Genomic DNA, 23,870 nt, shown 5'->3' on the forward strand with positions numbered 1-23,870 from the left:
TTGCCATGGCTGCGCCCCCTTCCACCCCCAACGCCGGCCCGCGCACGCGGATGCCCGCGGCCCTGTATGCCCTGACCGCCGGGTCATTTGGCATCGGTTGCGCGGAGTTCGTCATCATGGGCCTGCTGCTGCAGGTGTCGGCCGACCTCGGCGTGACCATCGCCTCGGCCGGCATGCTGGTGTCGGGCTACGCGCTTGGCGTCTTTGCCGGCGCGCCCGTGCTGACGCTGCTGACCCGCCGCATGCCCCGCAAGGCGGTGCTGATGGCGCTGATGATCATCTACACCGTTGGCAACGCTGCCTGCGCGCTGGCGCCCGACTACACCACGCTGATGATTGCCCGCGTGGTGACGTCGCTCACGCACGGCACGTTCTTTGGCGTGGGCGCCGTGGTCGCCACGGGCCTGGTGCCGGCCAACCGTCGTGCTTCGGCCATTTCGGTGATGTTCTCCGGGCTGACGCTGGCGACGCTGCTCGGCATGCCGGCCGGCGCGTGGCTGGGCCTGCAGTTTGGCTGGCGCTCCACGTTCTGGGCCATGACGGCAATCGGGCTGGTGTCGCTGACGGTGATCGCGCTGCTGGTGAAGACCAGCCGTGACGACACCGCTCCCGTGCGGCTGGTCGACGAACTGAAGACCATCGGCCGCCCGCAGGTGCTGCTGGGCCTGCTGATGACCGTGCTGCAGGCGCTTGGCACTTTTGCCGTCATCACCTATATCCAGCCGCTGCTGACGCGTGTCACGGGCTTTGCCGAAAGCGCGGTGTCGCCGATCCTGCTGCTGTTTGGCGGCGGCATGATCATCGGCAATATCCTCGGCGGACGCATGGCCGACCGCCGCCCCACCGGCGCCCTGCTTGGCGCGCTGCTGGCGCTGACGGTGGTGCTGGCGAGCATGACGCTGTCGGTGCACAACCATCTGGCAGTCGTGGTCTTTGTCGGCGTACTGGGCATCGCGGCCTTCTCGACGGTGTCGCCGCTGCAGCTGCGCGTGCTGCGCCACGCCCAGGGCGCGGGCCAGAACCTGGCGTCGAGCTTCAACATCGCGGCCTTCAATCTGGGCAACGGACTCGGCGCATGGCTGGGTGGCGCGGTGGTGGACCACGGGCCCGGCCTGCAGTCCCTGCCGTGGATCGCGGCCATCGCCCCGTTGGCGGCGTTGGGCATCGCCCTGCTGGCCGTGCGCATGGAGCGCAGCGCATCGGGCAAACCCGGGGCGTACCATCTCGATCCTGCTTGATAACCGTCAACAAGGCCGCGACCGAACTTCACGATCATGCCCGCATGCTGCGGGCGTGCTCTGGTTCGTCGCAATACATGGCGCCTGCGCATCGACCCTGTGCATCCCTCTCGCACAGTTCCGATAGCAAAACACCCCGCTCGCCATGTACGACGCCATGTTCGACGAAAACGACCTCTATAACCGCATCCAGGACGACTTCCCGCTGCACACGCGACCCTACCAGGCCGCTGGCGAAGCCTTTGATCTTTCGGAGCACGCCCTGCTCAGCCTGCTGGCCCGCGACGTCGGCAACGGGCGCATCAGCCGCATCGGCGCCGTCTTTGCGCCCAACACCATCGGCGCCAGCACCGTGGCCGCGTTATCGATACCGCCGGCACGCATCGACCGCGTGGTCGAGCGTATCAATGGCGATCCCGATATCAGCCAGAGCCATGCACGCGACGGCCATCGCTACAACCTCTGGTTCGTGGCCGGCGCGCGAGACCGTCCCACGCTCGATGGCGTGCTGGCCCGCCTTGCCAACGATATCGGCCAGCGGCCCATCGACCTGCCCCTGGAACGCGAATACCGCACCGACCTGGGCCTGCCGCTGGGCGTGACCCGCAGCGCGCGCCGCGCGCCGCTGCAGCCATCTCAGGTGTTGAATACCCCGGTGCGGCCCGATCTCGATGAAGCAGACTGGCGGCTGGCCGCCGCGCTGGAATCCGGCCTGACGCTGACACCGCAGCCGTATCACGCGCTTGCGCGGCGCACCGGACTGGCACTGTCAGAAACGCTGGCACGGCTGGCAAGATGGCGCAGCGCGGGCGTGATCCGCCGCTTTGGCGCCATCCTGCGGCATCGGCCCTTCGGCTATACCCACAATGTGATGTGTGTCTGGAACGTGCCCGATGCACGGGTGGATGCGGTCGGCCTGCGGCTCGCCCATGTGCCGCACGTCACCATGTGTTTCCGGCGTACGCGCCGGCTGCCCGCGTGGCAGTACAACCTGTTTGCGATGATCCACGCCCGCAGCGCCAATGAACTGCACAACACGCTGGCGCGCTTCGACGCCGTGGGCGGGCTGGCCGACGCGCCGTGCGCGGTGCTGCAGGCCAGCCAGTGCTACAAGCAGCGCGGCACCCGTTTCGGGGGCGCCATGCCCGAGTTCTGATTCGATTCAGGCGCCGCGCGGCTCGGGGAACAACAGCGACAGCCGCTGCGCGAGTGTGCCCAGCCACTCGGGCCGCGGCGCTGCATCGAGCCAATACTTGACTTCCAGCCCCAGCGCCGTGTCGCCGCGAATCGACAGACGGCGCTGGAAAAACAGCGTATCGGTGTCGGCATCGCCGCTGATCAGCCGCAGGTAGCTCAACGCCGCCGCGTGCAGCGTCAGGTCGGTTTCCTGACCATCGAACGGGCCCGGCAGGAAGCGGCCATTGGCACACTGGAAGCGCACCTCCAGCCCCACATCGTCAACCGTCAGCGAAAACGTGCGGCCATCCAGCGCGGCCGGCGGCTCCATCCAGCCTGCGCGACGCATGGCCTCCAGTGCCACGACCAGCGGTGCGGCGCGCATCGGCGCGGGCATATGCCGATGCACGCGCGTCATCATCGATTTCAGTATCGTCATGCGGCGGCCCCTTCCTGCGACAGCCAGTGAATGCCCGGCTTGCCGCTCCAGTAGCCATTGCTGGGTGCCGCACCGGCCGGCATCACGGTACCTGGCGAGGCCACGCGTTCTCCGCGCCGGATCGCATCGAGATGGGCAATCGCTTCGAGCGTACCTGTGGCATGCGGACTGATACGGGCATATTCGATGCCAGCTGCGGCCATCTGCGGCACTTGCGCGCACAGGTCCAGGCAGGTGGCCGACTGCGTCTGGATGCCGTTGAGCGTAAAGAAATCCTGGCCTTCGGCGGTCCTGGCCACGAGGCCGTCGGGATAGTCGATGCAGCGGAATTCGCAGGCGTCCTTGCGCAGCCGATGATGCCGCGCCGTAAAGCAGCGCGCCGAAAACGCCAGCGGCATGCGCCCCCAGACCATCGCCTCCAGCGCCAGCCCCGCCGGGCGGGCCGCCGCCAAGGCCGCCATCGTCGCGCCATCCATCTCCACCGGCACCACGCATCCCTGCGCGCCCAGTCCGGCCAGCCAGGCCAGCGTGTCCGCGTGATAGACATTCAGGTGCGGGCCGCCGATAAAGGGCCGCCCGGCCATGCCATGCACGGCGCCCAGGTCATTGGCCTCCACGAGAAAGTCCTCCTGTGCGCAGACCCGGCGCATCACCGCGATATCGCTGTCCGACTCCACCAGCACCGGCGTGGACAGCACCACCTGCTTGCCGGCATCGCGCAGCATCTGCGCCACCTCGATCCAGTCGGCCAGGCGCATCTCGTGCCGGCGCGTGCAGACGGCCTCTCCCAGATAGACACGCTCGACGGCGGTGTCCACGATCGATGCATAGAACTCCAGCACCGCCGTGCGCGGCCAGTAGTACAACAGCGGACCGAGCGCGATGCGGATCGGCTCGGGATTCAGTGGGGTAGTTGTTGCCATGTTGGAACCGGAATTGGGCAGGTATTCGGTGAGCGCGGACAGGCTGTGCCAGTCCGCCCGGGAGAATGGATTTACCGCCAGGGTCGGTCGTACGCGCCCTGCGTCACCTGGTCGCCCTCGGCATGGCGGCCCAGCGTGGCCTGCCAGTCCTGGCGCGGGACAAAGCGTTTCGGGTCGCGGCAGGCGTCGTCGATGGCGGCGCGCAGCACGCCCACCACATCGGCCACATAGCGCGGGCTGCGCTGGCGGCCCTCGATCTTGATGGCCGCGATGCCAATATCGATCAGCGACGGTAGCAGCGAGACCGCATTGAGGCTGGTGGGCTCTTCCAGCACGTAGCCGCGTTCGTCCTCCACCGTGAACCGGCCCTTGCACAGCGTGGGATAGCCGGCCGGCTCGCCCGGGGCATAGCTGTCGATCAGGATGCCCGACAGCCGCGCGTGCATCGTGCCGTCGTGCTCGTCCCAACGTACGGCGTGGGCCGGCGAGCAGACGCCCTTGTTGTTGGGCGAATCGCCCGTGGCGTAAGACGACAGCAGGCAGCGGCCCTCGGCCATCACGCACAGGCTGCCAAAGCCAAAGACTTCCAGTTCGACGTCGGTCTGCTTCGCCAGCCGCGCAATCTGGGGCACGGACAGTACCCGGGGCAGCACCACGCGGCGGATGCCGAACTGTTTGCGCATCAGTTCGATGGCGTCGGCATGCGTGGCGGAACCCTGTACCGAAAGGTGGATGCGCAGCGACGGGTGCCGTCTGGCGGCATAGGCGATCAACCCGGCATCGGCCATGATCACGGCGTCGGCACCCAGGGCGGCAGCGGCATCCACGGCGTGGTGCCAGCGCTCGACATGCCCCATCTGGGCAAACGTGTTGATGGCAAACAGCACCTCGGCGCCGCGCGCGTGCGCTTCGGCCACGCCGGTGCGGATATCGTCTTCGCTGAAGTTCAGGCCGCCAAAGTTGCGCGCGTTGGTGGCATCGCGCAGGCCCAGGTAGACCGCGTCGGCGCCGTGCTGGAGCGCCATGCGCAGCGCCGCCAGCGATCCGGCCGGCGCTACCAGTTGGGGGCGGCGAACGGGGTTCGCCGTAGATTGTGTCATCGCGTGATGATCCGGGAAGGGGAACTTCCGGATCCTAGCGATTCAACGAGAATGGGCCTTTGACCCTACGCAAACGTTGAGAGGGATCAACGCGCCGCCGGCGCAATCGCCATTGCCGATGCCGGCGCACCCAGCCTGGCCGACAGCCGGTCGGCCAGCGCGCGTACCTGCTGCCCGATGCGCTCGCCGGTGGCGGCGTCGATCTCGCTGGTCAGGTAGCTGACTGCAATGGCACCGGTCGCACGGGCCGACTGGGCATCGAACACCGGCGCACCGAAGCAGGTCATGCCTTCGCGCATCTGGCCGTTGTCGACCGAGTAGCCCACCGCGCGCACCTGCTGCAATTCGCTGGTCAGTGCCGCTGCCGAAGCCACGCTGGCGCGCGTGAGTGGCGGCGGCAGGCCATCGGCAAACAGCCGCTGCACATCGGCCGCAGCCATCGTGCTGAGCATGGCCTTGCCCGTGGCCGTGTACGGCGCCGGCAGGCGCATGCCGATGCGGAAGGTCACGCCCAGCGGACGGTCGCCGTTCTGGCAGGCCAGATAGACCACTTCGTCGCCCTCCAGCATCGACAGGGTGACCGTGGCGTCGTGGAACGCATCGGTCTCGTCCCACAGCGCGCGAAATTCCTCGGTGATCTGAGTCTGGGCCAGGAATGCGCTGGCCCAGGTCATGACGTGCGGCCCGAGCGCCATCGCCCCGCCGGGCGTCCGCTTGACCAGCTGCAGCTGGACAAGCGTGTCGCACATGCCATGCAGCGAACTCTTGGGCGCCCCGGTCAGCCGGGTCAGGTCGGCCAGCGTCAGCGGATCGGGCGACGCGGCGATGGCATCCAGCACCTGCACGGCGCGTACCACGGCGGGCGACGTGGGCCGGTTCCCGGCACCGCCGGGGGCGTCGGGGTCTGCTGAAGTGGCGTAGGCGGATTTCGGCATGGGCAGTTTCAACTGTGACAGGCGAGGCAAACGGCGCGAACCTGAGCCGTACACCCCAGCGCCAGCGGAACACCGGCCACTACTGGCGGTCTCCCCGGCATGGGCGTATGATCTCAGCATCGTTCGACATACGGAATATAGTTCAATCTATTGAACGCAGGCAAGTCTTTTGATGGGCATGCCTGTATTCGTGACTTCGGGGAAATTCGCCATGCAGCTCAAGGATGCTTCACTGTTTCGCCAACAGGCTTATGTGGACGGACAATGGTTGTCCGCCGATTCGGGCGCCACGTTCGACGTGACCGACCCGGCCACGGGCGAGGTTATCGCCAGGGTGGCCGACCTGGGCGCAGCCGAGACCGAGCGTGCGGTAGCCGCCGCCGAAGTGGCCCAGAAAAGCTGGGCCGCGCTGACCGGCAAGGCGCGCGCCAGTATCCTGCGCCGCTGGTTTGACCTGATGGTGGCCAATACCGACGACCTGGCCTATCTGATGACCCGCGAGCAAGGCAAGCCGCTGGCCGAAGCCAAGGGCGAGATCGCCTACGCGGCCAGCTTTATCGAATGGTTCGCCGAGGAAGCCAAGCGCGTGGACGGCGAGGTGCTGGCCACCCCCGCCGCCGACAAGCGCCTGGTCACGCTGCGCCAGCCGGTGGGCGTCTGCGCCGCCATCACGCCCTGGAACTTCCCGGCCGCGATGATTACCCGCAAGGCGGCACCTGCGCTGGCCGCCGGCTGCGCCATCGTCATCAAGCCCGCCGAACTGACGCCACTGTCCGCGTTCGCACTGGCCGAACTGGCCCACCGTGCCGGCGTGCCGGCCGGCGTGCTGCAGGTGGTGACCGGCGACGCCAAAACCATCGGCGCCGTGCTGACGGCCAGCCCCATCGTGCGCAAGCTGTCGTTCACGGGATCGACCGAAGTGGGCCGCATCCTGATGGCGCAGTCGGCGCCCACGGTGAAGCGCCTGTCGCTGGAATTGGGCGGCAACGCGCCGTTCATCGTATTTGACGACGCCGACGTGGATGCCGCCGTGGAAGGCGCCATCGCGGCCAAGTACCGCAATGGCGGACAGACCTGCGTCTGCGCCAACCGCTTCTATATCCAGGACGGCATCTACGAAGCCTTCGCCGCCAAGTTCGCCGAACGCACCAGCCAGTTGCGCGTGGGCAATGGCCTGGAAGATGGCGTGGTCATCGGGCCGCTGATCGAGGACGCGGCCATCGACAAGGTGGTGTCGCTGATGGACGACGCCACGGCCAAGGGTGCCCGCGTGCTGACCGGCGGCGGCAGGCACAAGCTGGGCGGCACGTTCTACACGCCTACCGTGATCACGGGCGCCACGGCCGACATGCGCGTGGCGCGCGAAGAGATCTTCGGGCCGGTGGCCCCGTTGTTCCGCTTCAAGACCGACCAAGAGGCGGTGGCCGCCGCCAACGACACCGAATTCGGCCTGGCCGCCTATCTCTACACGCGCGATATTGCCCGCGCGTGGCGTACCGGCGAGGCGCTGGAATACGGCATGGTCGGCCTCAACACCGGCCTGATCTCGAACGAGGTGGCACCGTTCGGCGGCATCAAGCAATCTGGCGTCGGCCGCGAAGGCTCGCGCCATGGCATCGAGGAATACCTCGAGATCAAGTATCTTTGCCTGCAGATGTAGGATTGCGTCTGGCTTGACTCCCCTCTCCCCGCGCGGGAGAGGGCGGAACACCTGACAAGACACATATACCGGAGACATCATGAACCCGTTCCGCTTCCAGACCGTGCCGACGGTCATCGTCGAATCCGGCGCGGCGCGCCGCCTGGGCGTGCTGCTGCGCGAAGCGTTCCCGCAGGCGCGGCGTCTGTGCGTCGTCACCGATGGCTTCCTGGCAAAGAGCGGGCTGCTGGCGCCCGCGCTGGAAGACCTGGGCAAGCATGACTGGCAGGTGACCGTGATCGACGACGTCGTGGCCGATCCGCCCGAGCATATCGTGCTGGAAGCCACCGAACGCGCCCGCCAGGCCGATGCCGAAGTCGTGCTGGGCCTGGGCGGCGGATCGTCGATGGATGTTGCCAAGCTGATTGCCGTGCTGCTGCCGGCCACGCAGTCCATCAAGGACATGTACGGCGTGAAGAAGGTCACCGGCACGCGGCTGCCGCTGGTGCAGATGCCCACCACGGCGGGCACCGGCTCCGAAGTCACGGCCGTATCGATCGTGACCACGGGCGAGACCACCAAGATGGGCGTGGTGGCACCGCAGCTGTTTGCCGACCTGGCCATCCTCGATGCCGAACTGACGCTTGGCCTGCCGCGCGGCGCCACGGCCGCAACCGGTATCGATGCAATGGTCCATGCCATCGAGGCCTACACCAGTGCGCATCTGAAGAACCCGGTGTCCGACATGCTGGCCGTGCGGGCGCTGCAGTTGCTGTCGCAGAACCTGATGCGCGCGTGTGACAACGGCCACGACCTGGCCGCACGCGAGGCCATGCTGCTCGGCGCGATGTTCGCGGGCCAGTCGTTCGCCAACTCGCCGGTGGCGGCGGTGCATGCGCTGGCCTATCCGATTGGCGGCATTTTCCACGTGGCGCACGGCCTGTCCAACGCGCTGGTGCTGCCGCACGTGATGAAGTTCAACGCGCCGGCCGCCTGCAAGCGGTACGCCGAGCTGTGTGACGTGGTACTGCCCGGCACCACCGGCAGCGACGAGACCAAGACCGCAGCGCTGATCGCGCATATCGAGGGCCTGGTCGAAGCCACCGGCATTCCGCGTACGCTGCGCGACGTGGGCGTCAAGGAGCCGGACCTGGGCCGGCTGGCCAGCGATGCGATGCTGCAGACGCGCCTGCTCGTCAACAATCCGCGCGAGGTCACCGAGGCTGACGCCTTCGCCATCTACAGCGCTGCGTTCTGACAAGGCATGCCCGGCGCCGCCGGGCCCTGGCGCCCGCGGCGTTGGCGTCGTCTAATTCCTACACCGATATCAGCCCCTGCCCGCCTCAGGTCGGAGTGGTGCTGTCCTAACCTGCAATAACAGGGACAGCCGCGCGGCGACATCAATTGCCGCTGCGCAGCCAGCACCACAACAAAGGAGCGCACCATGGGTATCGGCACCATTCTTCTGATCGTCCTCATCCTGCTGCTGGTTGGCGCACTGCCGACGTGGCCGTACAGTTCCGGCTGGGGCTACGGGCCAAGCGGTGGCCTGGGGCTGATCGTCATCATTGTTGTGCTCCTGGTTGTATTGGGCCGGATCTAGTACCGATCCGGCGCCGTTCACCGCGAATCCAATCGCGAACCGAAGGAGATCGACATGCCAGCCAAATCCAAGGCACAGCAGATGGCGGCCGGGGCCGCCTTGTCAGCGAAACGCGGCGAGCGCAAGGCCAGTTCGCTCAAGGGCGCATCGAAGTCGATGGCCAAATCGATGAGCGAAGGCGAACTCAAGAAGATGGCCAGCACCAAACAGAAGGGCAAACCCACGCACAAGTCGAAGAGCTGAGGAGCAAAGCCTTCGGGCAGTGCCTCCGCGCAGGTGGCCCGGGTTGCGCCCGGGTTGCTTTCGCGATATACGCCGCGGGGCGGGTTCCGTTGAAGTTCAAAGGGCTCCCGTTTCGCGGCGTTTCTGCGTCTTCTTCTGCGTCCTCGTTTCCGCGTCCCGCGCCCTGCGCAGCCACCCCTCCCTCAGCCGACACCCCCTGCCCGTTCGCACTTGCCCACAAAGCCCGGCAAGCGCTTTGCCTTGCTGCTGCGCGCAAGCCGAATGGCCTGCGTCATGGCCAGCGCAAAGCCGGGAATGCTTGCCATATCCTCCGCCACGTGCCGACGGAAGAATGCCGCCCAGCGGAAGTCCCCATACGCATTGCCCGGCTTGCGGTAGGCGCCCGCATTGCGGGTAAAGGCAGCCAGGCTGCGGTAGGGATCGTCCCGCATGCCCATGACCGTGGCCGGCAGGTCCTGCTCCGACAGATGCTCGCCGTGTTCGTCATACGGATGCACATGACCCAGCGTGCGCATCCGTTTCCAGAACTTGCCCGGCGCCAGGTGGCTCAGGTCGTCGATGATGGCCACCGGCGCTTCCTGCCATCCCAGTTCCAGCCAGGCGCGGGCCCAGTGATGATGATCGGCGATATACAGCGCACCACCCGGCCCGGCGATGGTCTGGATTCGATGAGCCTCGAGAAACCGCTTCAGCGCTGCGCTGCTGCGCGGCCTGGCCGAGACGTCCATCTTCTCGTGTACCTGGTACATCCCCAGCGTGATCTGGGTGGGCCGGAGCGTGTCGAGTTCGGCAGTGGCATGCGTGACCATCGGCGCGTCATCCGTTGTCAGTTATGGCTGGCAACCTGGCGGTCGACATAGTGTTCGAGTTCGCTGCCGGGATCCTCGTTGCCGGTAGAGTCTTCGGCCACCGCTTCCTGCGCCACCGGTGCGGCGTGCGCGGGTCGCACATTGCCGTCCCCGCCGTCGGCACCCTTTCCCGCCCCCTGGCCGGGGATGGGCCAGCATTCGCCCTCGGCCGCATCGACCAGGGCGGGCGCGCGTGCGGGATCGAAATCGGTCCACTGCCCGCCTTCCCATTTGCCCTTGGCCTCTTCGCAATCGCAGGCGCCGCCTTCGCGCAGCACGTCCAGCACCTCTTCACGGCGCTCGCCCTTGGCGCGCGCGGCAAGCAACACGCCGGGTGGCCGTGCACCGCCCGGGTCCACCGACATGATCGATACATCCCACACGGAAAACCCGCGCGCATACAGCTTTTGCGCTGCGTGTTCTGCTTCGGGAATGGACGCGAAGCGCCCGGCGACAATCGAAGACATGATGTTTCTCCCTGCGTTCAGGCGTTGACCACCTCGCCACCGTTGATATGGAGGATCTGCCCGGTGATATAGCTTGCGGCCTCGGACGCCAGGAACACGTAGCCCGCGGCCACTTCGAAAGGCTGCCCAGGGCGGCCCATTGGCGTCTTCTTGCCAAACTCGGCCACTTCCGTGGCAGTAAATGTCGACGGAATCAGTGGCGTCCAGATCGGGCCCGGCGCCACGCCGTTGACGCGGATGCCGCGATCCACCACCTGCAGCGCCAGCGACCGCGTGAACGCCACGATGGCCCCCTTGGTAGCAGAGTAGTCCAGCAGATGCGCACTGCCGCGATAGGCGGTCACAGAGGTCGTGTTGAGGATCACCCCGCCCTGCCCCAGATGCGGCAGGGCCGCGCGTGTCACATGGAACATCGCGAAAACGTTGGTCTGGAACGTGCGCTCCAGCTGGGCGGCACTGACGTCTTCAAGCGACTCCTGTGGATGCTGTTCCGCCGCATTGTTCACCAGCACGTCGAGCCGGCCGAACGACTTCAGGGTATCGGCCACGATCTTGTCCGCGTGGGCCACGTCGGCAATATCACCGGCAATCGCCAGCGTTTTCTGGCCCGCCTCGGACACCAGCCGCGCTGTTTCCCGCGCGTCTTCGTGCTCGTCCAGGTAGGCGAACGCCACGTCGGCGCCCTCGCGGGCAAAAGCCACGGCGATCGCGCGGCCAATACCACTGTCGCCGCCCGTCACCAGCGCCACCTTGCCGCGCAGCCGGCCGCTGCCGACATAGTCTTCGGCGCCGCTGTCGGGTTTCGGCTCCATTTCGCTTTCCAGGCCCGGCTGGCGGTCCTGATGCTGTGGCGGGAGTTTCTTGGGGGTGGACATACGCGCTTCCGGTGGCATCGTCAATGCAGACGTGGGGCGCAAATTCCGTGCCGCGCGTTTTCCCTTGTGCAGCCTTGCGCCCTGCGGCGCGCCGGGCATTTCCCCGCCTCGGAGATGCGTAACGGTTACAAGCGGTGGCAACGATTGCCGAAGCGGCGCGCCGGCACGCACGGCCACGCCACGGCACAAACCTTGCTGCTTCCGGGCCATTCCTGTCCCGGAGATCAGACCCCATGGCAAAGCGCACGCGGCGGCTTGGCAAGGATGCGGCACTGATGGTGCCCATCGGTCACCTGCGTCCCACGCAGATCACCGTGGGCGCGTACCACGTCGCGCAGAAAATGCATGTCACGCGGCGGCTGGCCCATGCCGACATTCCGGCATTCCTTGACCAGCATCGCGTACACATCGTCATCGGTCCCGAGCAAGCGTTGTATATCGTCGATCATCACCATTGGGTGCGGGCGTGGCAGGACATGGGCATCGACATGGTGCCGGCGCTCGTTCGCAACGACTACAGCCATCTGTCGGTACGCAAATTCTGGAAGCGGATGACCGACGAACATATGGTCCATCCGTACGACGAACGCGGACGGCGCCGCCCGATCCGTGAATTGCCGGAAGACGTCCACAGCATGCGCGACGACCCTTACCGCAGCCTGGAGGCCTTTGTGCAACTGGCCGGCGGGTATCGCAAGGTGAAGACCGCATACTCGGACTTTCGCTGGGCCGACTTTTTCCGCAAGAACATCAAGGGGCCGCTGGATACGCACCACACTTTCGCGGCCGCGCTGGCCACGGGCCTGCAGCTTGCGCTGAGCCCCAAGGCGCGCGACCTGCCCGGCTACCTCGGGCCGTGCAAGGACCGGCGTCGAAATCGATAGCGTGGATCAGGCGGTTGCCTTGCGTCGGGCGCCAGCCCGGGCATTGTCGCGGGCCTGCGTCAGCACGCAGCACAGCAGCAGATAGGCGCGCTTGAACTCGCCAGCAGCCTCGCGCGCACTGCCGCTGCGCGCGTGGCGGAAGCCCGCATCCAGCCGGGCCTCGATGCCGCGTTCCACGTCGGGTTGCGTGTACAGCGATCGGGTGCGGTTCTGCCATAGCGCCATGGTGGCCATATGCTGGCTGTCCAGCGCAGCAGGTGACAACACTTCGTCCGGCTTGCTCAGTGCCAGGCGCATCTCGCACAGCGCCTGCATCAGCACGCGCGCCTGGCGCAGGTCGCTGCCACGCGGCGCACGCGCCGTGGCGCCCTTGCCCTGCTGCGCCTTGGCAGCCAGCCGTGCAGGCGATACCAGCCGCGCTATCCGGGCAGCATTGGCTGCGCCGTCGCCGCCATTGTCTCCGATCTCGGAAATTGAGGGATTGCCAGCAGTGGGGAGCGATTGATGCGCTTCAGTAAGCAAGGTTGCCGGGCTGCTGCTGTCAGCCTCCAGCCAACCGATGACTGCGTATTCCACCTTGGACCTCGATGCGTGTTCTGCTTGTTGTTGGTACAAGTATCGATGCAATTGCCGTGCCGGTTGGCGTGTGCAACTGCCAGATGCCTGCCTGACACTTCAGGCAGCCCTGCGCGCGGGCCGCGCCGGCGCAGCGGTACTTTCCAGCAGTGCCAGCAGCCGCGCTTCGTCGGTACGCAGGCGCATGCCTGCACGCGGTGCCGGTAAAGCCTGCAACGCATCCGCCATGAACGCGGCCAGCACGTCCGGATGCACATAGCATTTGCGGCAGACGGCCACGGTGTTGCGCAGCCGTTCCGCCACGCTGCGAATCACGTCAACCATCGCCCGCTTGCGTGCCGCCTCGGTGTCGGCGGGAGTCTTGCGCAGCAGCGCCAGCGCATGCACGCTGCCGGCCCATGTGCGGAAGTCCTTGGCCGTGAACTCGCCCCCCGTCACTTCCTGCAGATAGGCATTGACATCGGCCGAGCCAATCTCGTGCACCTCGCCGTCGCTGTCCTTGTACTTGAACAACTGCTGGCCCGGCAGGTCGGCGCAATTGCGCACCACCCGAGCCAGCCGCGCGTCGTTGACCGACACATCGTGCGTGACGCCGGACTTGCCCGTGAACTGGAAGCGCAGACGGCTGCCCTGCACCGCCACGTGCTTGCGTTTCAGCGTTGTGAGCCCGTAGGTGCGGTTCTGCTCTGCGTAGCGCGGCGTGCCCACGCGCACCAGCGTGGCATCGAGCAGCGTTACCACGGCGGCCAGGACCTTTTCGCGCGGCATGCCATTGCGCGCCAGGTCGCGTGTGACGCGCCCCCGCAGATGCGGCAGCGCATGCCCAAATGCCATCAGCCGCGCGTACTTGTCGGCGTCGCGCAGCGCAGCCCAGTCAGCGTGATAGAGGTACTGCTTGCGCCCGCGCGCATCGCGGCCCGTGGCCTGCAGGTGGCCGTCGGGGTCCAGGCAGATCCAGACCGACTCGTACGCTGGCGGAATCGCCAGTGCGTCGATGCGGGCCTTCGTGGCGGCATCGATGCGCTTGCCATCGGGCCGTACATACGTGAAGCCCTTGCCGGCACGGCGCCGGGCGATGCCGGGCTCGCTGTCGTCGACATGATGCAGCCCCGCCTTGCGCAGGGCAGCGTCGAGGGTCGGGGTCTGGATGTCCGGATGGGCAAGGTTTGTCTGGGTCATGTGCATGCGCGTACGCATGAGCCATGCCATCGGCTTTGCCCCGATAACCACGGGGTGACGCCGCCCACGCTTGCAGTTTTTACCGGCCTGGAATGGCGGGCGCCGGCGCGCTTTGCAAATTCTGCCGCCAGACAGGAATGCTTCTTGCGCGAACCGCATCGTGTACATGCCGCCCATCCATAGCCGAACGGCAAATGAAGGAGCATCGTCATGCCCGAACGAGACCGTGAACCGAATCGACTTCCGAGCCGGTGGCCGCTGCAGGCGGCCGCCGTCGTCATCGTATTGTGCAGTGCCGCAGCCGTCTCGCCGGCTTCGGCTGCCCCACCCGTAGCCGATACGCCGCTGGCCCCGACACCGCCCAGGCCCGCCAAGCCGCCCGCTACATCGCTGTCCACCGACGACCTGCGCTTTGTGGACGAGGCGCAGATGACCAGTCACCTGGAAATCTCGGCCAGCGAAATGGCCCTGGAAGTATCGAAGGACCCAAAGGTCCACGCGTTCGCGCGCCAGATGGTGGAAGACCACAAGGAGGCACTGGGCGCCTTGCGCGGCATCGCCGCCGACAAGGGCATCACGCCACAGGAGCGCGTGCCCGAGGCACCCGAACTGACGCGGCTGAAGTCTCTCAAGGCCGGGGAATTCGACCAGGCCTATATCCGGACCATTGGGATCGATGCGCACGAGCAGGCCGTGCTGCTATTCCAGAACCAGGCTACGCGCGGCAAGGACCCCGCCCTGCGCGCCTTTGCCGCACGCATGCTGCCTGCGCTGCGCGAGCATTTGAAGCAGGCCCGCACGATGGATCAGCGCGTGACGGCCAACCGCTGATCCTCATCGGCCAGCAGCGCATTACACCGCCCCACGCTCCTGACGCGGCCGCGCGGCAATGACCTGCGGATCGTTCTCGTCGTCGCCGTCGGCCAGCACTGCCTCGCGCGCCTTGTCCTCGCCGCCGCTATCCGTGCGTTCCGGCTCCAGCCCATCGTCGTGATGCGGCACCTTCGGCGCGGTGGATGCCTTGGACGGCCGGGCCGGCACGGCGGGGCCGGTACGGGCCTCGGTGACCATCTCGCGCAACCAGCCCAGCAGCAGCCTGGTGTACGCGCGCTGGCTGTCCTCGCTGTTCAGCCCGTGGTCGGCGCCTTTGAGCACCCGATACGTGATCGAACTGGCCTGGATGCAGGCATCGACGTAGCTCAGCACCGCCGTGTGCGGCACGATATTGTCGTGCTGCGATTCCACCACGAGCACATCGCCCTTGAAGTTCGTGCAGGCGCGCAGCGCCCGATTGGTATCGGCGGCCACCACCTTGCGGCGATAGGCCACCAGGTCCTGGTCGCGGTGCAGCTGCCGTTTGGGCGATTCCCAGCCTTCGTCCATGTACAGCGCCGGGGCGCGAAACGCGAGCCAGCGCACCGGCCTGAGTTCGCACAGCACGGCGGCCAGATAGCCGCCGTAGCTGCTGCCCACTACCGCGATGGCATTGCGGTCCACCTCGGGATGGCGCACCAGCATGTCGTAGGCGGCCAGCACGTCGGCCAGGTTGCGCATGCGGCTGACGGTCTCGTACTGTGCCGACGTGCCAGCATGGCCGGTCAGGTCGAAGGTCATGCAGACCGCGCCCAGCCCCGCCACTTCGCGGGCCCGGGCCAGATACTGCTGCTGGCTGCCGCCCCAGCCGTGCACGAACAGCACGCCGGGCAGCTTGGTGGCGGGCGAGATCACGGTGCCCGCGATCATTCCGCCTTCGGTATGGATCTGTATCGATTCTTCATGAGTGGCCATCGGAAACGGACTCCAGTCTTGCGTATTTGGTCAGTGCGCCGACACTGCGGTCTTCTCCCTGGAAATAGACGTCCGCATCCTCCGGCACGGTTGCGTCCTCGCCATAGATCTCCCGCGTGCTCGCCGTGGCACGCACGCATTGCGGATCGTCGCGAAAGGCGGTCAGCGCCGCCAGTTCCGCGCCCGTGGCGCCGCCGACGCGCCACGACTGTTCCAGCACGCCCAGCCGTGGCTGGCCGTTGTCGCGGCCGAACGCCACGTCGTAGTTGCAGCGCGACATCAGGGACCCCGGAAAACAATCGATGGCCGCCGCGTGATAGGCCATCGCCGCAGTGACCGCGTCGTGCAGGCGTACCTCCAGCGGATGCGCCAGCAGGTCTTCCAGCGTGCCACGCACCACACGCAGCGTGGACCCGCCGTAGACCTTGCGGCCGGTGTTGTCGGGTGTCAGGTCCTGCGTGCCGCAATAGCTGGCGCACAGGTCGCCAACCTGGATCTGCCCCACGCTGAAAGTGATCACATCGTCGAGATTGCGCTCCAGCACCAATCCCTCGCGCTTCACGCGCGCTACATCCATTCCCTGCAGCGCCCGGTCCAGTTCCGCCACGTTCGCCACCACCTGCTGGCCCAGGCCGCCAATCCCGCAGGGCTCCTTGACCCGCACCTTGCCATCGCGCAGCATTGCCCGGCCGGCGCGGCTGGCATCATCGAGCGAGAACGCGGTAAAGCCGGGCAATACATGCCCGCGTATGCGCGCGGCAAACGCCTCGTTCCAGCCTTCAGGCGCTGCAGCGTCAGGCGCCACCAGCCCGTGCGAGATCGCCTTGGTGGCGATGAACGCATGCGGCACCACGCCGCCAAGCAGGTCGTCCAGCCCGGCGATGCCAAGCTGGCGCGCGCTGTCGACGCCCGTCAGCGTATCGGCCGGCACGAAGTAAAGCCTGCCTTCCTGCGGCCGGTGCGTGGCCGCGTCGTAGCTGCCGGCGAATGTGAAGCCGGCCAGCTTCGCCACGCGCTGGGCGATGCCCTTGAGCGTGGCGCCCTGGTGGCTGTCCGGGTCATCGCAATCGGCGCGGCCATATACCACCACGCGTACATCGCGTTGCCGCGGATCGGGGGCCGGGGCGGCTTCCATGGCCGCCGCGGTAGCTGCTGCATCGGGAGTCACTGGGGTTGCCAAGTCGGGCTCCTCTGCGGCCCAGGCCGCGTCGTCGTTTCAGCGTGTCAGGTCCAGTCGTCGCCTGTCATGATCGAGGCTACGCCGCGTTTGGCGCCCGACGGTCATCCCGCGGCTTGCGGCGCGCGTGCTGCACGCGGATCTTTTCGGCGTGATTCTCGTTGGCTTCGTCGATCGAGTGGCTGCACTTGACGTCGCCTTCCTTGTCCGCCAACTCGGCCAGGCGGCGGTAGAACTCCACCAGCTGGCGCAATTCCTCCTCGTCCAGATCCTCGATCGCCACCAGGTGGTTGCTGGCCTCGCGGTGCGAAGCCAGCAGCTCGTTGAGCTTCAGGTGAACCGCGATGGCGTCCTTGTTCTGGCTTTGCTGGATCAGGAACACCATCAGGAAGGTGACGATGGTGGTGCCGGTATTGATGACGAGCTGCCAGGTTTCCGAATAGCCGAAGATGGGACCGGTGACCGCCCAGGCCAACACAACGAAGACGGCCAGCGCGAACGCCAGCGGCGAGCCGGCCTGCCGGGTCGCGGCGCCGGCAAAGTGGTCGAACAGTTGAAGAAGACGATTCGTGGGGCGGTGTTGCATGAAATGCTCCCGTGGCAAGCAGGACTGTCTACATTGTAGGGAGCGCCCCAATGCAGTTTCAGTCGGTGGCGTCCTACAAGGATGTCATCCGGCACCGTGACATGTCGTTTTTACAAGCAACGATCCGGAGCCCGGGGCGCCCCGGTGGGCATGGCGATTGCGTCTCACCGGCATTCCGGGCGCGGCTTTGCCGCCGCGCGCCATCACTTACCAGACGAGGACTGCCATGATGCAAACGGAAAGCGAAGCTCCACGCCGTACCAGCCCCGATGACGAAGACGAACTGTTGCGCGAGCGCGTGGGCACCTGTATCGCGGAATTCTGCGGCGGCGACATGCCCGACGGCGTGGCGGTGCATGTGGTGGAGCGCCGCGTGACGATCACGGGCCAGGTGGAGGACATCGATATCGCCCAGCGCATCGAAAAGGCCGCCTCGACGCCGCCGGGCATCCTGGGCGTGTCCAACCAGCTGACCACGCGCGTCCCACCGCCGCGCGAAGCCCCCGGCCAGCCGCCGCAGGCCACCGGCATGCGCGCCGACCCGGCGGAAAAGCCGCCGGGCCAGATCAATCACAAGGTGTAGCCACGAATGCGGCCCCGCCCCGTGCAAAGGGGCGGAGCCGCGCAAGCGTGTGGGAAAGGCCGACGCTGGCCGATGCGGGCCGATGCGGGCCGATGCGGGCCAATACGGGCCGCGCCGGGCCAAACGCGTCGCCCGGCCCGACCGGCCGCCCCCTCAGGCCCAGGGGTCGTATCGATCCTTCTCCCAATACGGCGAAATGCCGTAGTACTCGTGGATGCTGGTGGCCCATTGCGAATTTGCCATGGTGGGCCAGTGCTCCTTGTCGAAGCCGGGCGCGGCCTTGATGCGTTCCTTTTCCACCCCCAGCACGAAGCATTTGCGGCGCGTGTCCAGCGTCAGGGCCGACCACGGCAGCGCATGCAGCTTTTCGCCAATGCCCAGGAAGCCGCCCATCGCCAGTACCGCATAGGCGATACGGCCGCCCAGCACGTCGAGCATGATGTGGTCGATGGTCCCGATCTCCTCGCCGGACGGGTCCACCACCTTGTTGCCTTCCAGCGTATCGGACGCCATCACGAACGGCCCGCATCCGGCCGTGGTCTGATCGACGTCGCCAATGATTGATGCACCGCGCGGCGGCGTACCGGCGGGCGTGCTCTGCGGGTCCATGGGCTTCATGAGCGGTTCCTCCAAGGGTGGAAAGTTGAACTGCAGGATCAAAGGTAGCCGAACCTGGCGGCTGAAGTTGGTCGATACCTCATCTTCCCGCCGGCACCGGCGGCGCCAGCGGATCAAAATCCTCCCAACGGCCGTCGCGCCATTCGCCCTCGGCGCGTTCCACATCGCGCGCACCGCCACGGCGCAGTTCGGTGGCAACCAGCGACGTGTTGGCATCGCTGACATGAGCCGCCAGCAGTACGCCCGCGTGCCGCACCGGCCCCGTGCCGCGAGCAGTGCCCGCCAGTGCGCCCATCAGCGAACCGGCGTAGGCGCCCACCCCGGTGGCAAAGGCCATCACCAGCACCAGCACCCAGGGTTGCAGCGATGCGGCAGCAAACCAGGCGTGGGCGGCGGCCACCAGGCAAACCCCGACGGCAAAGCCCGCCACGGCGCCAATCAGGATGCCCCGTCCGGCGCCGGGCCCGGCATGGCGCGCGCCGGGATCCACGGCCTCGTCGCCGCCTATCGGGAAGGTGGCGTGCTGGCCTGGCGGATTCACATAGAACATGGTCAGATCGTCCTGCCTGACGCCCTTGGCCATCAAACGTGATGCAGCAGTCTCGGCGCGGGCAAACGTTTCGAATCGTCCTGCGATGATCGTAGACATCCTGAGGCTCCGTTCAAGGCATGTTGCAGTGCACTGGTGTGCAGGCGATCACATTTTAATCGCCGGGGGGGAACTGCCTCTAGCGCTTCTTGTCGCTGCGGTCGCTCACGCCCGTACGGTGGGCGGCGGCCTTTTCGCCAGCCGGCTGGTGTTCGCTGCCCTTCTTCAGTTTCCAGTCCACGTCGTCGCGGCGGGTAGCGGTCTGGCGCTCGGCATGCTCGGCGGCGCCCGGCGAGATCGGGTCGCTGGCCGGAAAAGTCATGTCGAGCGATTCGTCCACGGCCGCCTGGTAGGTTTTGCCGGCCTTGTCGGACTTGCCAGACTTGTCCTTGCCGGCCTTGTCCGTTGACTGCGTCGACGGCTTGGCCGACGGCTTGTGTGAACCCTTCGAGGCATGAGCGTGTGACATGGCATCTCTCCTGATCGGAATCGAGTTCGGGTCCCCTGTCTGCGGGGCTCCGTTCGTCAACGATGCAAACGCCGGGCCAGCGCGAACACCTCGCGCATTACCGCTGCCAGGCACGCCCAGCGCCGCGTCATGTCAGGTGCAGCCGGAAGATGGGTTGGCGATGGCGCTGCAGATTGTGCGCCATGCGGTAAAAAATGCTCAGGCGGGGCGTGCGGTGTGCTGGCGCGGAAAGCGCACGGCAATGCAGACGGTGACGTTATCGGTATCGCCGCAATTCTCGTTTTCGGCCGTCAGCATGGCGCCCTGCAGTTCCACCATGCGGCGGGTCAGCAGCAGCGCAGTGCTCTGCCGCGGCGTGTGGCCGCCACTGGCAGGCACCCGGCGGCCAAAGAAGTCGCTCAGCGCGGCCAGCCGGCCTTCGCCTCGCGTTCGCTCCACGGGCGGACTTTCGGTAATGCGGAACTTGACGTAGTCGGGCTCGGCGCTCAGGTACACCCGCACCGAGCCGCCTGCTGCGGCGCGCCAGATGCAGTGAACCAGCAGATGCCTGAGCAGGGGACCGATGCGCAAGGCATCGCCGGGCACCACGAAGCCTGTGCCTGCGCTGTCCTGGATGTCCAGGGTCGCCAGGATAACGCCGCGCGCTTCGGCGGCAGCCCGCTTGTCCTCGATCGCCAGCCCGGCCAGCACGCGCAGGTCGGTCTCTTCCCACGATGGGCTGCGCTCGTCGGCCAGCAGGCGCACGCCTTCTTCCATTTCCTCGATCAGCGCCAGTTGCTGCTGCATGCCCGAGCGCATGCCGTCCAGTGCGCGTTGCGCCGGCGCCGCCAGCGAATCGATCGAGCGATCCAGCACATAGCTCCAGCTCTGGATGGCATTGAGCGACGACCGCAAGTCATGCGCGGCCTGCTCGATCAACGCGCCCACCTCGCCAATGCTGCGCACGGCGGCCGAAGCGTCGTCTGGGGCACCCCCGCCAGCGGAAGGCGGCACGGCAGAGGAAGGAATGCGTGGAGCGTCAGTCATGTTGGGCCATGGGGATCGGCAAACAGTTCGGAAACCGTCATTGGTTTCCACCCACGCAAGAACCATGCGCTGGGCATCGCCAGCTCATCTTGCGCGCCACGCCGCATGCGTCCGGAGCCCTGCCCGCCATTCTCATCAGGCGGCAGGAGGGCTGGCGTCGCCGCCGCGTGATGCCCGCAGCCATTCAGGCAGTTCGCCCTTGGCTGCATAGTCCTCCAGCCGGTTGTACAAAGTCTTCAAACTGATACCCAGAATTTCCGCCGCGTGTTTCTTCACACCGGCGCATTGCTCCAGCGTGGCAAAGATCAGCTGGCGATCGGCCTCGGCCAGCGACATGCCCACGGGCACCGACACCACAGCCGTGCCGGTGCTGGGCGCGGCGGCCACCTGCAGCGGGATCTGGACCTCGGTGATGACATCCTGATCCGCCATGATGTATGCGCGCTGCACGAAATTGCGCAATTCGCGCACGTTGCCGGGCCACGAATGCATGCGCAGGCTTTCCAGCACGGCGGCCGAAAACCGGCGCTGCGTACCCTGCTCGGCGTTCAGCTGTTCCAGCATGGTATTGCCGATCTGCACCACGTCCTCACCGCGTGCGCGCAGCGGCGGAAGCTCGATCGGGAACACGTTGAGCCGGTGATACAGGTCGGCGCGCAGCTTGCCTTCGGCCACGGCTTCCTCGGGGTTGCGATTGGTGGCGGCCAGCACGCGCACGTCGGCATGGTTCTCGCGGTTGGTCCCCACGCGCATGAACGTGCCGGTTTCCAGCACGCGCAGCAGTTTCACCTGCAGCTCCAGCGGCATCTCGGTGATTTCATCGAGGAACAGCGTGCCGCCGTCGGCGCGTTCGAAATAGCCCTTGTGCTGACGATCCGCACCCGTAAAGCTGCCCCGTTCGTGACCGAACATCTCCGTCTCGATCAGCGTGGGCGAGATGGCGCCGCAGTTGACCGCCAGGAACGGCTGCCGGCGGCGCGCGGACAGTTCATGCACGGTCTGGGCGGCCAGTTCCTTGCCGGTGCCGCTTTCCCCGATGAGCAGCACGGTGGCCTCGGTGGGCCCCACCTTGCTGAGCTGGTCGTAGACAACCTGCATCGCCTCCGAACTGCCCAGCAGCCGGCCAAAGCGTCCATAACGGCGCAGTTCACCGCGCAGCGAATGCACTTCGGCACGCAGTTCGCTGGTGGTGGCAATGCGCTTGAGTACGGTCTGCAGCCGCGTGACATTGATAGGCTTGACCAGGTAGTCGGTGGCGCCCAGGCGCAGGGCCTCGACAGCCGATTCCACGCTGGCATAGCCGGTGGTCAGGATCACCTCGACCCCGGCGGAGCCAACCTCGTCGAACAGCTCCATGCCATTTCCGTCCGGCAGCCGCAGGTCGGCCAGGATGGCATCGGGCATGCGCCAGCCGATCTGCAGGCGCGCCTCGCGCAGGCTGTTGGCGCTGGCCGACGAAAAGCCTTCGATCGCGACAATCTCCGCCAGCGCCGCGCAGGCGTTTTCGTCGTCGTCAACGATCAGGATATGTGGCATAGGAGAGTCGGGTGGCGTCGTATGACCGGCGTCTGGTTGTCTGGGCCCGCAGGTGGCGGCTGGTTTGCCAGGGCGCATGCGGACGGCACACGCCTGAGGATAGGCTGAAGTGTAATGACAGTCCCCTGGCCATTATGCCGGTGTCCGTCTGACACGCCTGTAGGGCCATGCCGCGACAGCGTTTCAGGCGGTAGCCACCCGGCGCCTGAACAGATAGCATGATAGACATCTTCCACCAATCCGACGCGCCTGCGCGTACCGGCCGCCCCCGAATTCTGTCAACGCGCCGGACAGCAGGCCCCCTCGCCGCCCGTGTCAACCACTGCCACGCTCCCTTCCGGACGCCCCGCCGCGCCGCCCCGCCCAGCGGGACGCCGCGCCGCACCTGCGCAGGTCTCGCTGCTCTGGGAAAGCACTTCGCCTGCCATGCAGCGCCTGCTCGGCCAGTTGAACCGCGTGGCAGCCACCGACGTCACCATGCTTGCCGTGGGCGAAAGCGGCAGCGGCAAGGAAGTGGTGGCGCGCGCGGTGCATGAGCGCAGCAGCCGCAGGAGCGGGCCCTTTGTCGCGGTCAACTGCGGCGCCATCGCGCCCACGCTGATCGAGTCGGAGCTGTTCGGCCACGAGAAAGGCGGCTTCACCGGCGCACTGGAACAGAAGGCCGGCTATTTCGAGCAGGCCCAGGCCGGCACGCTGTTCCTGGACGAAGTCACGGAAATGCCGCTGGAGATGCAGATCAAGCTGCTGCGCGTGCTGGAAAGCCGGTCTTTCCATCGCGTGGGCGGGGACGCCCCGCTGATCAGCGACGTCCGCATCCTGGCCGCCACCAACCGCGATCCTATGGATGCCGTGCGCGGCGGCCAGCTGCGCGAAGACCTGCTGTACCGGCTGGCCGTCTTCCCGCTGCATATCCCGCCGTTGCGCGAGCGCCCCGAAGACATCATTCCGCTGGCGCGCCATTTCCTGGACGAGTTCAACGCGATGGAACAGACCGAAAAGTCTTTCTCGCCCGGCTCGCTGGAACGGCTGGTGCGCTACGACTGGCCCGGCAACGTGCGCGAACTGAAGAACTCCATCTACCGCGCCTACATCCTGGCCGACCGTCAGGTGGAGATCGGCAACCCGGGCCTCGCCAGCCAGCCGCCCCGCCCCACCACGGTCGACGGCGTGGTCAGCGTGCGCGTAGGCACCACGCTGGCCGATACGCAGCGCGAGATCATCCTGGCCACGCTGGCCAGGTACGACGGCGACAAGCGCCAGGCCGCCAAGGCGCTAGGCATCAGCCTCAAGACGCTGTACAACCGCCTCGACGTCTATCGGGCCAGCTGACCGCCCCCGCCCAGCCACGCTCACCCCGCGCGGCATCGGCAAGA

27 protein-coding genes are annotated in these 23,870 nt (G+C 66.8%); 10 read left to right on the forward strand and 17 right to left on the reverse strand.

All coding sequences use genetic code 11. The features are described from left to right. The first annotated feature begins 5 nt into the window (after positions 1-5). Positions 6-1,238: an MFS transporter gene (locus A9J21_RS27670; RefSeq protein ID WP_066741369.1), complete on the forward strand. Its 1,233-nt coding sequence runs from the start codon at positions 6-8 to the stop codon at positions 1,236-1,238. A 157-nt stretch (positions 1,239-1,395) separates the two neighbouring features. Then, positions 1,396-2,394 (forward strand): Lrp/AsnC family transcriptional regulator, encoded by a 999-nt coding sequence (locus A9J21_RS27675; RefSeq protein ID WP_066741436.1) that lies wholly within the window; start codon positions 1,396-1,398, stop codon positions 2,392-2,394. 6 nt (positions 2,395-2,400) lie between these two features. Here A9J21_RS27675 and A9J21_RS27680 read toward each other — a convergent pair whose 3' ends face one another. From A9J21_RS27680 to A9J21_RS27695, 4 genes are all read right to left on the reverse strand, one after another. Next, positions 2,401-2,853 carry an SCP2 domain-containing protein gene (locus A9J21_RS27680; protein ID WP_066741371.1) on the reverse strand — a complete coding sequence of 151 codons (453 nt, stop codon included), beginning with the start codon at positions 2,851-2,853 and terminating at the stop codon, positions 2,401-2,403. Further along, positions 2,850-3,776, reverse strand: coding sequence for a U32 family peptidase (locus A9J21_RS27685; protein ID WP_066741372.1), 927 nt, complete (start codon positions 3,774-3,776; stop codon positions 2,850-2,852). Before A9J21_RS27685 ends, A9J21_RS27680 begins: the two co-directional genes overlap by 4 nt. A 71-nt stretch (positions 3,777-3,847) precedes the next feature. Continuing rightward, positions 3,848-4,876, reverse strand: a complete 1,029-nt coding sequence (locus A9J21_RS27690) for a peptidase U32 family protein (protein ID WP_066741373.1) — start codon at positions 4,874-4,876, stop codon at positions 3,848-3,850. Between the two features lie 86 nt (positions 4,877-4,962). Next, complete coding sequence (locus A9J21_RS27695) at positions 4,963-5,811, reverse strand: IclR family transcriptional regulator (protein WP_082926649.1); 849 nt, start codon at positions 5,809-5,811, stop codon at positions 4,963-4,965. A gap of 211 nt (positions 5,812-6,022) precedes the next feature. Here A9J21_RS27695 and A9J21_RS27700 point away from each other — a divergent pair, with 211 nt between their 5' ends. The 4 genes from A9J21_RS27700 (at position 6,023) to A9J21_RS27710 (ending at position 9,296) form a co-directional block, all read left to right on the forward strand. After that, entirely contained in the window at positions 6,023-7,471 is a 1,449-nt protein-coding gene (locus tag A9J21_RS27700; protein WP_066741374.1) for an NAD-dependent succinate-semialdehyde dehydrogenase, read from the forward strand. A 79-nt stretch (positions 7,472-7,550) separates the two neighbouring features. After that, complete coding sequence (locus A9J21_RS27705) at positions 7,551-8,708, forward strand: iron-containing alcohol dehydrogenase (RefSeq protein WP_066741375.1); 1,158 nt, start codon at positions 7,551-7,553, stop codon at positions 8,706-8,708. A gap of 186 nt (positions 8,709-8,894) precedes the next feature. After that, positions 8,895-9,053: a DUF3309 family protein gene (locus tag A9J21_RS31220; RefSeq protein WP_082926650.1), complete on the forward strand. Its 159-nt coding sequence runs from the start codon at positions 8,895-8,897 to the stop codon at positions 9,051-9,053. A 54-nt stretch (positions 9,054-9,107) separates the two neighbouring features. Further along, positions 9,108-9,296: a DUF3008 family protein gene (locus A9J21_RS27710; RefSeq protein ID WP_066741377.1), complete on the forward strand. Its 189-nt coding sequence runs from the start codon at positions 9,108-9,110 to the stop codon at positions 9,294-9,296. Between the two features lie 182 nt (positions 9,297-9,478). Here the strand turns inward: A9J21_RS27710 and A9J21_RS27715 are convergent, their stop codons facing one another. The 3 genes from A9J21_RS27715 to A9J21_RS27725 are packed head-to-tail and all read right to left on the reverse strand — an operon-like array spanning position 9,479 to position 11,486. Next, positions 9,479-10,105, reverse strand: a complete 627-nt coding sequence (locus A9J21_RS27715) for a ParB-like protein (protein ID WP_066741379.1) — start codon at positions 10,103-10,105, stop codon at positions 9,479-9,481. Positions 10,106-10,122: 17 nt separating this feature from the next. Then, positions 10,123-10,611 carry a hypothetical protein gene (locus tag A9J21_RS27720; protein ID WP_066741381.1) on the reverse strand — a complete coding sequence of 163 codons (489 nt, stop codon included), beginning with the start codon at positions 10,609-10,611 and terminating at the stop codon, positions 10,123-10,125. A 17-nt stretch (positions 10,612-10,628) separates the two neighbouring features. Continuing rightward, a complete protein-coding gene (locus A9J21_RS27725) occupies positions 10,629-11,486 on the reverse strand; it encodes an SDR family oxidoreductase (protein WP_066741386.1) in 858 nt (285 codons plus the stop codon). A gap of 233 nt (positions 11,487-11,719) precedes the next feature. Between A9J21_RS27725 and A9J21_RS27730 the strand changes: the two genes are divergently transcribed. After that, a complete protein-coding gene (locus tag A9J21_RS27730; RefSeq protein WP_066741387.1) occupies positions 11,720-12,370 on the forward strand; it encodes a ParB-like protein in 651 nt (216 codons plus the stop codon). Between the two features lie 6 nt (positions 12,371-12,376). Here the strand turns inward: A9J21_RS27730 and A9J21_RS27735 are convergent, their stop codons facing one another. Both A9J21_RS27735 and A9J21_RS27740 read right to left on the reverse strand, forming a co-directional pair. Continuing rightward, complete coding sequence (locus tag A9J21_RS27735; RefSeq protein ID WP_066741389.1) at positions 12,377-12,946, reverse strand: hypothetical protein; 570 nt, start codon at positions 12,944-12,946, stop codon at positions 12,377-12,379. A 99-nt stretch (positions 12,947-13,045) separates the two neighbouring features. Then, complete coding sequence (locus tag A9J21_RS27740) at positions 13,046-14,125, reverse strand: DNA topoisomerase IB (protein ID WP_082926654.1); 1,080 nt, start codon at positions 14,123-14,125, stop codon at positions 13,046-13,048. 210 nt (positions 14,126-14,335) lie between these two features. On the opposite strand from A9J21_RS27740, the gene A9J21_RS27745 reads away from it, so the two are divergent. Further along, the gene (locus tag A9J21_RS27745; RefSeq protein ID WP_082926651.1) at positions 14,336-14,956 is read left to right on the forward strand and encodes a DUF4142 domain-containing protein; all 621 of its coding nucleotides are present in this window, start codon (positions 14,336-14,338) and stop codon (positions 14,954-14,956) included. Positions 14,957-14,977: 21 nt separating this feature from the next. Here the strand turns inward: A9J21_RS27745 and A9J21_RS27750 are convergent, their stop codons facing one another. The 3 genes from A9J21_RS27750 to A9J21_RS27760 form a co-directional block, all read right to left on the reverse strand. Further along, positions 14,978-15,913, reverse strand: coding sequence for a S9 family peptidase (locus tag A9J21_RS27750; protein ID WP_066741390.1), 936 nt, complete (start codon positions 15,911-15,913; stop codon positions 14,978-14,980). Then, entirely contained in the window at positions 15,900-17,093 is a 1,194-nt protein-coding gene (locus A9J21_RS27755) for a DUF3182 family protein (protein WP_231907067.1), read from the reverse strand. The genes A9J21_RS27750 and A9J21_RS27755 overlap by 14 nt, the downstream gene beginning before the upstream one ends. A gap of 76 nt (positions 17,094-17,169) precedes the next feature. Next, the gene (locus tag A9J21_RS27760; protein WP_066741393.1) at positions 17,170-17,676 is read right to left on the reverse strand and encodes a low affinity iron permease family protein; all 507 of its coding nucleotides are present in this window, start codon (positions 17,674-17,676) and stop codon (positions 17,170-17,172) included. A 226-nt stretch (positions 17,677-17,902) separates the two neighbouring features. On the opposite strand from A9J21_RS27760, the gene A9J21_RS27765 reads away from it, so the two are divergent. Continuing rightward, positions 17,903-18,259, forward strand: a complete 357-nt coding sequence (locus A9J21_RS27765) for a BON domain-containing protein (protein ID WP_066741444.1) — start codon at positions 17,903-17,905, stop codon at positions 18,257-18,259. Positions 18,260-18,412: 153 nt separating this feature from the next. Here the strand turns inward: A9J21_RS27765 and A9J21_RS27770 are convergent, their stop codons facing one another. From A9J21_RS27770 to A9J21_RS27790, 5 genes are all read right to left on the reverse strand, one after another. Continuing rightward, complete coding sequence (locus tag A9J21_RS27770) at positions 18,413-18,877, reverse strand: PRC-barrel domain-containing protein (protein ID WP_066741395.1); 465 nt, start codon at positions 18,875-18,877, stop codon at positions 18,413-18,415. A gap of 79 nt (positions 18,878-18,956) precedes the next feature. After that, positions 18,957-19,526, reverse strand: a complete 570-nt coding sequence (locus A9J21_RS27775; RefSeq protein ID WP_066741397.1) for a hypothetical protein — start codon at positions 19,524-19,526, stop codon at positions 18,957-18,959. A gap of 79 nt (positions 19,527-19,605) precedes the next feature. Continuing rightward, entirely contained in the window at positions 19,606-19,935 is a 330-nt protein-coding gene (locus tag A9J21_RS27780) for a hypothetical protein (protein WP_066741399.1), read from the reverse strand. Between the two features lie 198 nt (positions 19,936-20,133). Next, complete coding sequence (locus A9J21_RS27785) at positions 20,134-20,961, reverse strand: sensor histidine kinase KdpD (RefSeq protein ID WP_066741402.1); 828 nt, start codon at positions 20,959-20,961, stop codon at positions 20,134-20,136. Positions 20,962-21,096: 135 nt separating this feature from the next. Next, the gene (locus A9J21_RS27790) at positions 21,097-22,497 is read right to left on the reverse strand and encodes a sigma-54 dependent transcriptional regulator (protein WP_066741404.1); all 1,401 of its coding nucleotides are present in this window, start codon (positions 22,495-22,497) and stop codon (positions 21,097-21,099) included. Positions 22,498-22,809: 312 nt separating this feature from the next. Between A9J21_RS27790 and A9J21_RS27795 the strand changes: the two genes are divergently transcribed. Then, positions 22,810-23,826, forward strand: coding sequence for a sigma-54-dependent Fis family transcriptional regulator (locus tag A9J21_RS27795; protein ID WP_066741406.1), 1,017 nt, complete (start codon positions 22,810-22,812; stop codon positions 23,824-23,826). The last annotated feature ends 44 nt before the right edge of the window (positions 23,827-23,870 follow it).

This window comes from Cupriavidus sp. D384 (assembly GCF_001652915.1).
GTDB lineage: Bacteria > Pseudomonadota > Gammaproteobacteria > Burkholderiales > Burkholderiaceae > Cupriavidus.